7 protein-coding genes are annotated in these 7,206 nt (G+C 54.5%); 2 read left to right on the top strand and 5 right to left on the bottom strand.

The window, feature by feature from the left end:
* The 5 genes from QNK41_RS05110 to QNK41_RS05130 all read right to left on the bottom strand — a co-directional run.
* On the bottom strand, positions 1 to 1,104 hold a 1,104-nt coding region (locus QNK41_RS05110), incomplete at its 3' end, for a glutamate synthase-related protein (protein WP_319254428.1).
* A gap of 3 nt (positions 1,105 to 1,107) precedes the next feature.
* Complete coding sequence (locus QNK41_RS05115) at positions 1,108 to 2,520, bottom strand: glutamate synthase-related protein (protein ID WP_319254430.1); 1,413 nt, start codon at positions 2,518 to 2,520, stop codon at positions 1,108 to 1,110.
* Between the two features lie 92 nt (positions 2,521 to 2,612).
* Positions 2,613 to 3,536, bottom strand: a complete 924-nt coding sequence (locus QNK41_RS05120; protein WP_319254432.1) for a methylenetetrahydrofolate reductase — start codon at positions 3,534 to 3,536, stop codon at positions 2,613 to 2,615.
* Entirely contained in the window at positions 3,533 to 4,201 is a 669-nt protein-coding gene (locus QNK41_RS05125; RefSeq protein WP_319254434.1) for a methylenetetrahydrofolate reductase C-terminal domain-containing protein, read from the bottom strand. The genes QNK41_RS05120 and QNK41_RS05125 overlap by 4 nt, the downstream gene beginning before the upstream one ends.
* 75 nt (positions 4,202 to 4,276) lie before the next feature.
* On the bottom strand, positions 4,277 to 4,714 hold the full coding sequence (locus QNK41_RS05130; RefSeq protein ID WP_319254435.1) for a hydrogenase iron-sulfur subunit: 438 nt from the start codon (positions 4,712 to 4,714) through the stop codon (positions 4,277 to 4,279).
* Between the two features lie 520 nt (positions 4,715 to 5,234).
* Here QNK41_RS05130 and QNK41_RS05135 point away from each other — a divergent pair.
* Entirely contained in the window at positions 5,235 to 6,314 is a 1,080-nt protein-coding gene (locus QNK41_RS05135; protein ID WP_319254437.1) for a tyrosine-type recombinase/integrase, read from the top strand.
* Positions 6,271 to 7,173, top strand: a complete 903-nt coding sequence (locus QNK41_RS05140) for a tyrosine-type recombinase/integrase (protein ID WP_319254439.1) — start codon at positions 6,271 to 6,273, stop codon at positions 7,171 to 7,173. Before QNK41_RS05135 ends, QNK41_RS05140 begins: the two co-directional genes overlap by 44 nt.
* Positions 7,174 to 7,206: the final 33 nt, after the last annotated feature.

The following is a 7,206-nucleotide window of genomic DNA, read 5'->3' on the forward strand; positions in this document are numbered from 1 at the left end:
ATATTCAATGGGCATGGCGATATTCTTTTTGGCGATATCCGGCGCCGCCCCGGTTCCACCGTAGCTGCCGTCGATGTGCACAATATGGGCACCGGCATAATAGCTGCCCACAGCTACCATATCCACATCCGTGGGGGTGGACACCTTGACGGACACCAGGCCACGTGGGTTGACTTCCTTGACCCAGTCGACATGCTTCTTGTGGTCCTCCACCGAATAGACGCTGTGGAAAGGAAAGGGCGAAAAAAGCGAATTGCCCACCACCGTTTCGCGTATGGCGGCCACTTCAGGGGTGACCTTGTCGCCCAGCAGATGGCCGCCCAGCCCGGGCTTGGCGCCTTGGGCATACTTGAACTCGATCACTGGCGCAAAGCAGATGGTCTCTTCGCTCACCCCGAAAAGTCCCGTGGCCACCTGAGTGATCACAAAATCGGCGTAGGGTACAAACTCCTGGGGATAGCCGCCCTCTCCGGTACAGGTCAGGGTATTCATTTTTTTGGCCGCCCTGGCCCGGCCGGTCAAAGCCGTCAGCGCCATGGAACCGTAGGACATGCCGCCACTGTAGCAAGGCAGAGAGAGACGCCGTTCCGGCCGGCCGTCCTTGCGCTTGTTCAGATCGAGGCTCAGGTCCAGGTCCTCGTCGTCGATTTGCAGGTAGTGGTCCGGATCCGGCGATTTGAACCGAAGCTTGTCGAACCCGCCGCCGGAGTATCCCAGGTTATATTCCAGATCAACCACCGGAAGATTGCCGGTCTCGGCCATTTCCCAGTGGGCCAGCAGCATTTCGGCGGGCCAGCGATAGTCTCCCAAGGTTTCCAGAACCGGATTCGCCCGCAAGGTCAAGGCTTGCTGCGGACAGCGGTCGATGCAATAGAAGTCGTTTTGCTTGCATTTGAACCCAATGCATTTGTGTTCCACCGGTCGCATGGATTGAGAATAATTTTCGTAGCGGGGATGGACGCCGTATGGGCAGAGTTCGGCGCACAGCCCGCAGGAGATGCAGGCCGAACTTCTCTTGATGGTAAATTTTCCGATGGTATTGCGAAAGCGCGACCGGGCTTCCCGGGTTTGCGGCAATGGTTGTTTTTGGGCATCTTGGTTCATTGGTTATCCTAATCCAGGCACTTTGCGTTCCCCGAAAAGGGGTCCGAAATGCTCTTTTTCCAAATTTTCGAACCACATGGAGCGGCCCACCTCCCCGCGCAGCCGCCGGGCTTCGCGGATACCCATGGCGCCCATGAGTTCGATCAATTGGCTCTGCCAGGCGGCGACCAGATTGATGATTCTGTCCCTGCCCCAATCGGCATCCAGGGGTTCATCCAGCTTGACCGGGCAGGTGAGGCCGTCGCGACACCTGCCGCACAGCCGGCATTCCAGGGCGATCAAAAGGGCATGATCGGCGGTCACGGCATCGGCCCCGCAAATGATGGCCTTGGCCACGTGCTCGGCCATGGCGATGCCGCCCGAAAAGACCAGGTTGATCTTCTGGCGGATCCCTTGATCCACCAGCTTGAGATGAACCTCGCGGATCAACTCCTTTAAAAACCTCGGTTGGTCGGCATTGAGCTCATTGCCGTGATCATCCGCGTAAAAGTGCAGGGTATCCACACCACTGTCGGCCAACGCTGCGGCGCGTGCGGCTGCCTGCCGGTCGAGGCCAATGCCCACCAGGATGATGATGTCCGGGTAAGCGGCTCTAACCCCGCCCAGGGCGTTTTCGATTCCAGGTCCATCAGCCAGTTCCACGACCCGGCTGTCACGGATCAGCTCGTCGTGCGCCTCGATATTGTCCGGGGTCAGACAAGGGATCAGGTTGTCGGCAAAGGGCGCCAGGGACGGTGTGAGATCCTGCGGACGGACGAACAGCATCGTGCCGAGTGTTTTGGCTGCTTTAGCCATGGGCAGCAGAACGTATTCGTTGGTCAGGAGCTCGGGCGACAGCCGGAACAGCAAAGGCAAAGGCAGTTCCAAAAGCGGAGGCACTTTTGAAGCCAGGGACATGTCCGCTTTGAATTCAAGCTGCGTTTCCCTCCGGGACAGCTCGAAGCAGGTATTGATGTACTCCCGGCCGTGAATGCCGTCGCGGGTCGGGCGGACGATTTCGGACATGTCGGTCCACATGGCATCGAAACCGGGCCCCACGAACGGGCCGCGGTATCCGGCGCCGGAAACCGGGATCTTGCCCAGGTGGGCCTGGTACCAGAGCCGGTGCAGGTTTTCCGCGCGCCAGTAATCATCGCCCAGGGTGCGGTAGTCCGGGTTGATGGTCCGCGAAAAAATGCCTTTGGTGCATTCCTGGATACAGCGGAAACAACTCATGCAAGTATACAGGTACTCGGGCTCCTCCATGGCGCTCATGTGCAGAACATTTTCCTTGAAGATATCGTAGACGCACTTTTTCTTCACACACTGTCTGCAGGAGCCAGCGCAGTTCTCGCGGAATTCGATGGTCGTATACTTGCCGATGGGATGGAACCGCGGCGCAGCGGTCTTTGTGTGGATATGATACTTTTTGGGCATGAACTTCTCCAAACGGGATATGGTTCTCAGGGATTATTGGTTTATTGAGTTTGTTGGGTTTATAAAAAGCCACTCAATGAACCCAGCAAACCCTATGGCCGCGGCAGAAGCCCGGCTTCCGAGACGATTTGAGCGACGACATCCTCCCACTCGATGGCCATCAGGTGAATGCCGTGAACACCCGGGATGTCGCGCAGTTCGGCGATGGTCTCCAGGCAGATTTTGATGCCTTCCTCCGGAGCCTTCTGTTTAGATACGCTTCCCATGCGCTTGATCAGGTCCTCGGGAACATCCATTCCCGCCACCCGCTTGGCCATGTATTTGGCCATTCCCTCGGATTTCATGGGGGTAACCCCGGCAAGGATATGGACCTTTTCGGTCAGCCCTTCCTCCCTGGCCATTTTCATCCAGGCTTTGAAGCGCTCCAGGTTATAAACGCATTGGGTTTGAATAAAATCGGCGCCGGCGTCGATTTTCTTGGCCAGCCGGATCACCCGGTACTCGAAAGGATCGGCAAAGGGATTGGCGGCTGCACCGATAAACATCTGCGGAGCGCCCTTGAGCGCAAACCCGCTCATGTCCTGCCCTTGTTCGCGCATGGTCAGGACAGTGCGCACCAGATTCATGGAGTCGATATCAAAGACGTTCAGGGCGTCCGGCTGGCTGCCGAAGGTCTGATGATCCCCGGAAAGACAGAGTATATTATTGATCCCCAGGGAATACGCCCCCATAATGTCCGACTGGAGCGCAATCCGGTTGCGATCCCGGGTGACCATCTGCATCACCGGTTCGATTCCCATGGCCACCAGGTGAGCGCAGGCGGCGAGGCTGGACATCCGGACAATGGCCGTTTGATTGTCGGTGACGTTCACGGCATCCACACAGCCCTTTAACAGTTCACCCTTTTTGCGGATAATCTCAGGATCGGAACCCCGGGGAGGACCGCATTCCGAGGTCACTGCAAACCCACCACTGGTCAGGACCTGCTGCAATTTTCCGGTGGATTCGGTCTTCATAGCACATGATCCTCTCTGATGAGCTTGCGTGGCCCGGAAGACAAGCTGGCCGCCCAGTTTTTCGGTGGCAGATAGATCCTTAAGTTATCCATCTGCCCTAAGGCCTTGAGGCGTTCAATGATGAGGTGCCAGGCGCAATCGGTTTCGGAATTGACTTCGCAATGTCCGTTCTGGGAACCGCCGCAGGGGCCGTTGATCAGTTTTTTGGCACAGCGTGTGAACGGGCAAACCCCGCCGAACACGGCCAGTTTGCAATCACCGCAGCCCGAACACTCTTCGGTGAAAAGGCCCGGCTTTTCCAGGACCCCCATAAATGTGGTGTTAACCCCCGGCAGCACGGGCATGGACGCAAATCGCCGCGCCATGGCCTGCACGCCGGCCCCGCATGCCAAAGACAGAACCGCTTCATTGCGGCCGACAGCGCGGGCGCTTTCCTGAATGAACTCGTCCTCGCACTGCCGTTCGACGGTCTGTTCCTCGACTTCGATTTCCTTGCCCTCTGTCCTGCAGCTCAACCGTAATGCCGAAGCCAGAACCGCCACCTCATCATCGCCACCGGCAAAACAGGTTTTGACGCAAGTGCCGCATCCCAAAAGGAGGATTTTATTGTAAGGTGCCACGATTTGCTTGATTTCCGAAATTGGTTTTTGTTCTCCGACAATCATCCATCGACTCCATTCGAGACCGGAAAGGGTCCCATTTTTATCTGGTTAGACCTATGTAAAAAGCGGATATGGTCATCAGGCCTTGATGACATCCGGCCGAGAACCCACTGATGCCGGGTTTGTACCCAAAACGGTCGCCAGCGAAGACGCATCGCGAATAAATTGTTCGGCGGCCAGCGTGTCACCGGCCGTCACATTAAAGAGCGCCAGTCGCCTGCCGTCCAGTCCGATTTCATCCAGCAGGGCCTTGACCCACTTCACCCGTTTTTTAGCACGCAGGTTGCCTTCCACGTACCGGCATGCGCCTTCGGCGCAGACCAGGACGGCCACAACGTCGGCCCCGGCTTCAAAGGCGCGCAGCAGGAAAACATCCTTGACCATGCTTGAACAGGGCATTTTGACGAAATTGATCTCGACGTTATCTGCTGCTGCAGCCGCCGGCAAAGCATCGCCTTCGCCGAACACATTGATGCAGTGAAAAATAGTAACTTTTGATTTCGGTTCCTGATTCATTTCATTTTCACTAGCTTATCTGAAAAAAGGTTAGCGGGGCTAACGCATAAAAAAGACGTCTCTACTACCCGCTGAGCAGAAACGCCTTTATCCACGCCAAATCCGAGATAGAACTTCGGACTTCAGTGTTCGAAGTAGCTATAAAGAAGCTACCTATGGTATATACAAAATGGTTGTCAAGGGTTTTAATTCAACGGCGATTGGCGACCAACCGGCGGCCTCTTGCTTTTTGCGAACGATTGCAACCCAGGCTTGCGGTCCAAGATTCGGCAAGAGGAACCGGAAAAGCCGCGCCACTTTATACAAGGAATATCATATTGGGAATTTTTAGCTTTGGAAATGGTGTTCGTGTTATCGGTTACCGGCCCTATAGTTCGCCGTTGCATAACCAGAACATACCACACGAGTAGCCGACCTTGCGATAGCTGCTATCTGTACGTAACAAAATGGTGATTGACTAAAACCGATCAAAAAGTCATTATCTGCCTGTTTTTTCTATGAAAATTAGAAAGGAGGCAGTATGATGAACTTCGGTACAATTTCCATTAACCCCTATTATCGGCGGCACTATTTTAAGCAGGATGAACCCACCGTTAATAACGGCTCAACGGTAACCAACCAAATAAGCTGCCCGCCAGCTCTTGAAAAATTCTTGAATCGAATGACCCACGAGGGTCTTTTTGGACAGGAACTCATCCACCTGTATTTTTCAAATCTATACCGCCGACGTCTCAGCAAGAGCACCATAAAAATCTATGAGGACACGCTTTTGGGATTCATCAAATTTCTCAAAGCCAATGGAAGACACTTCATTGAAACTGTTGTTCGAGAAGATATCGGTGCCTACGTGGAACATGAACAAGACCGTGGGATGAGCCTCAGCACAGTTAACACCAGGTCCAGAGCGGTGTATGCTTTTCTTCAATTTCTCGCTGACCGAGATGTGATAGACCCGAAAGTTCTCAAACGTAAGATTAGAGTGAAACTCCCCGATACGCTGCCGCGCGCCATCGACCCTGAGGACATTCGTGCACTTTTGGCAGTCCTTTCCGACAGCAGGGATCGAGCCGTGATACTGATATTGTTGCGCACGGGCATGCGTATCGGGGAGTTGCTGAACACTAAACTTGTCGATGTTAATCTGACCGAAAGGCGCATTGATATTTTCGAGGCCCAGAAAAACCGCGTCGGTCGTGTCGTCTACATCAGTGACGATGCCCTTGCTGCTCTGAAGCGCTGGTTAAAGGTAAGGAAAGGCGTGGGTGATTATATTTTCTGTGGCTATCGTGAACGGCCATTAAGCTATGAGGCCGCACGGGCCATGTTTATCAGGTACCTGGTTAAAGCCGGACTGGGCCATCAGGGATATACCCTGCACGCGCTGCGGCATACATTTGCCAGTGAACTGTTAAACGCCGGTATGCGCCTGGAATGCCTGCAGCAGCTTCTGGGACACAGCAGCATTGAAATGACCCGACGCTATGCGCGACTGACCGACAACACGCGCAAAGATGAATACTTCAGGGCGATGACCATCATCGAAAGAGAGGGCACCCGTGGCCATTACCGACGCGATTGTTCATTACCGGCGGTTTCTTAAAAGACGCAACTACTCGGCGCATACGATCAGGAATTACATGTACACGCTACGTCAGTTCATTTTGTGGGTAGATGTGCCCATTGAACAGGTGACCCACAAGATCCTGCTGACCTATATCGATCACCTGCTCGACCGACGGCTGCGTCCGAAAACGATCAACTGCCACCTGGACAGCATCCGTGGATTTTACAACTATCTGATTCATGAAGAGCAGGTGGCGATGATCCACCCAATCAAGCGTGGCTACACCTTGCGGCTGTCCCGTCCGCTGCCCCGATACATCAAGGAGGAGAATCTCATCCGTCTTTTCGATGTCATACAAAGTCGCCGGGATCGGGCCATGTTCATGCTGATGCTGCGCTGCGGGTTACGAGTAGAAGAAGTGGCCAAGCTCACACTGGCAGCCTTGGACTTGAGACGGTTACAGCTCATTGTCTATGAGGGCAAAGGGCGCAAGGACCGCATCGTGTATCTTAGCCGGGATGCACTGCAGGCGGTGGTCGATTATCTCCGGGTGCGACTGTCTTCCCGAACCCGCCGCCTCTTTCTTGTGGAGAAAGGAACCTGCAAAGGCAAAGGTATCTCCGTGCGTGGCATCCAGAAGCGCATGGAGTATTATGCCAAAAAAATTGGCTTAAAGGTCTCGTGTCATCAACTGCGACATACGATGGCCACGCAACTTCTCAACGCCGATGCCGACCTGGTCACCATCCAAGATCTGTTGGGCCACTCCCGCATCAAGACCACGCAGCGCTATTGCAAAGTCAGCAATCTGAAGGTGCAGCGGGATTACCACAAAGCGATTGGGGCGGTGATGCAAAGACACGGGTTGGCAGAAAAAGGGTTGACAGGACCTTAAAAATGAAACACAATAACAGCATGTAACCTACCA

It is taken from the genome of Desulfosarcina sp., from assembly GCF_033791525.1.
Lineage (GTDB): Bacteria > Desulfobacterota > Desulfobacteria > Desulfobacterales > Desulfosarcinaceae > Desulfosarcina.